General features: G+C 54.1%; 1 tRNA gene and 2 rRNA genes (1 of these 3 cut by a window edge). All 3 read left to right on the top strand.

Annotated features, from left to right (window positions below):
• Positions 1–1,865, top strand: a 23S ribosomal RNA gene (locus FHT73_RS29035) (it extends 1,065 nt beyond the left edge of the window).
• A 174-nt stretch (positions 1,866–2,039) separates the two neighbouring features.
• A 5S ribosomal RNA gene (gene rrf / locus FHT73_RS29030) occupies positions 2,040–2,154 on the top strand.
• Between the two features lie 238 nt (positions 2,155–2,392).
• Positions 2,393–2,469 (top strand) — tRNA-Met (locus FHT73_RS29025).
• Positions 2,470–2,500: the final 31 nt, after the last annotated feature.

Here is a 2,500-nt window from a genome sequence, read left to right as displayed (position 1 = left end):
ACTGATCCTAACCAAACTCCGAATACCGGGGAGTACTATCAGGCAGACACACGGCGGGTGCTAACGTCCGTCGTGAAAAGGGCAACAACCCTAACCTCCAGCTAAGGTCCCCAAGTCATGGCTAAGTGGGAAAGGATGTGAGGATCCCAAAACAACCAGGATGTTGGCTTAGAAGCAGCCATCATTTAAAGAAAGCGTAACAGCTCACTGGTCTAGTCAAGGGTCTTTGCGCCGAAAATGTAACGGGGCTGAAGCCATGCACCGAAGCTGAGGATTCCTCTTTGAGGAGTGGTAGCGGAGCGTTCCGTAAGCTGATGAAGGGATACCCGTGAGGGGTCCTGGAGGTATCGGAAGTGCGAATGTTGACATGAGTAACGATAAAGAGGGTGAGAGACCCTCTCGCCGAAAGACCAAGGGTTCCTGCTTAAAGTTAATCTGAGCAGGGTTAGCCGGCCCCTAAGACGAGGCGGACACGCGTAGTCGATGGGAACCACGTTAATATTCGTGGGCCTGGTGGTAGTGACGGATTGCTTAACTTGTTCACACTTATTGGATTGTGTGGGCGGGGACGCGGTTCCAGGAAATAGCTCCACCGTATAGACCGTACCCGAAACCGACACAGGTGGTCAGGTAGAGTATACCAAGGCGCTTGAGAGAACTATGTTGAAGGAACTCGGCAAATTGCACGCGTAACTTCGGAAGAAGCGTGACCCTTATATGCGCAAGCATGTGAGGGTGGCACAGACCAGGGGGTAGCGACTGTTTACCAAAAACACAGGGCTCTGCGAAGTCGCAAGACGACGTATAGGGTCTGACGCCTGCCCGGTGCTGGAAGGTTAAGAGGAGGGGTGCAAGCTCTGAATCGAAGCCCCAGTAAACGGCGGCCGTAACTATAACGGTCCTAAGGTAGCGAAATTCCTTGTCGGGTAAGTTCCGACCTGCACGAATGGCGTAACGACTTCCCCGCTGTCTCCAACATAGACTCAGTGAAATTGAATTCCCCGTGAAGATGCGGGGTTCCTGCGGTCAGACGGAAAGACCCCGTGCACCTTTACTATAGCTTTACACTGGCATTCGTGTCGGCATGTGTAGGATAGGTGGTAGGCTTTGAAGCAGGGACGCCAGTTCTTGTGGAGCCATCCTTGAAATACCACCCTTATCGTCATGGATGTCTAACCGCGGTCCGTTATCCGGATCCGGGACAGTGTATGGTGGGTAGTTTGACTGGGGCGGTCGCCTCCGAAAGAGTAACGGAGGCGCGCGATGGTGGGCTCAGACCGGTCGGAAATCGGTCGTCGAGTGCAATGGCATAAGCCCGCCTGACTGCGAGACTGACAAGTCGAGCAGAGACGAAAGTCGGTCATAGTGATCCGGTGGTCCCGTGTGGAAGGGCCATCGCTCAACGGATAAAAGGTACGCCGGGGATAACAGGCTGATGACCCCCAAGAGTCCATATCGACGGGGTTGTTTGGCACCTCGATGTCGGCTCATCGCATCCTGGGGCTGGAGCAGGTCCCAAGGGTTTGGCTGTTCGCCAATTAAAGCGGTACGTGAGCTGGGTTCAGAACGTCGTGAGACAGTTCGGTCCCTATCTGCCGTGGGTGTAGGAATATTGACAGGATCTGTCCCTAGTACGAGAGGACCGGGATGGACATATCTCTGGTGGACCTGTTGTCCTGCCAAGGGCATAGCAGGGTAGCTATATATGGAATGGATAACCGCTGAAGGCATCTAAGCGGGAAACCAACCTGGAAACGAGTGTTCCCTATCAGAGCCGTGGAAGACGACCACGTTGATAGGCCGGGTGTGGAAGTGCGGCAACGCATGAAGCTTACCGGTACTAATAGCTCGATTGGCTTGATCGTTCCCATTGCCAGTGCTCATCACAGGCTGAATGCGAAGCATTCATGCCTATCCCCCGCTGAATGCGTAGCATTCATGCGGCTTGAGCAATCCAACGACGTGTTTATAAAAAAAATCCAGCTTCTCATAGGGCATAAACCGCTGGCGCGGTTTAGCCCGAAGTTGCGCTTTGCCGACCTGGTGGTTATGGCGGGGTGGCTGCACCCGTTCCCTTTCCGAACACGGCCGTGAAACGCCCCTGCGCCCATGGTACTTCGTCTTAAGACGCGGGAGAGTAGGTCGCTGCCAGGTCTGCCAAACGCAACTCAGGCTAAATTGCCAAGCAATTTATGCCTCACAAAATCTTCTCATCACACTCTGAAAAACGGCCTAGCCGTGTTACAATAGGCCGCTACCAAAGCGGCCTTTGTCGCTTCTGGAGCACATTACCCCTGCACACCTGAAATACGGTGCCAAGGGAACAAGCGATAAACCGCAACGCGGTTTGCGCTGGTGACGCGACAAACCGCAACGCGGTTTGCGCTGGTGACGCGGGGTGGAGCAGCCCGGTAGCTCGTCAGGCTCATAACCTGAAGGCCGCAGGTTCAAATCCTGCCCCCGCAACCAAAATTTACAATCACAAAGATCAGCTATCAAG

This window comes from Rhizobium sp. BK098 (assembly GCF_014193155.1).
Classification (GTDB): domain Bacteria; phylum Pseudomonadota; class Alphaproteobacteria; order Rhizobiales; family Rhizobiaceae; genus Rhizobium.
The sequence above is the reverse complement of the archived record's forward strand: the minus strand, read 5'-3'. Positions and strand labels throughout refer to the sequence as shown.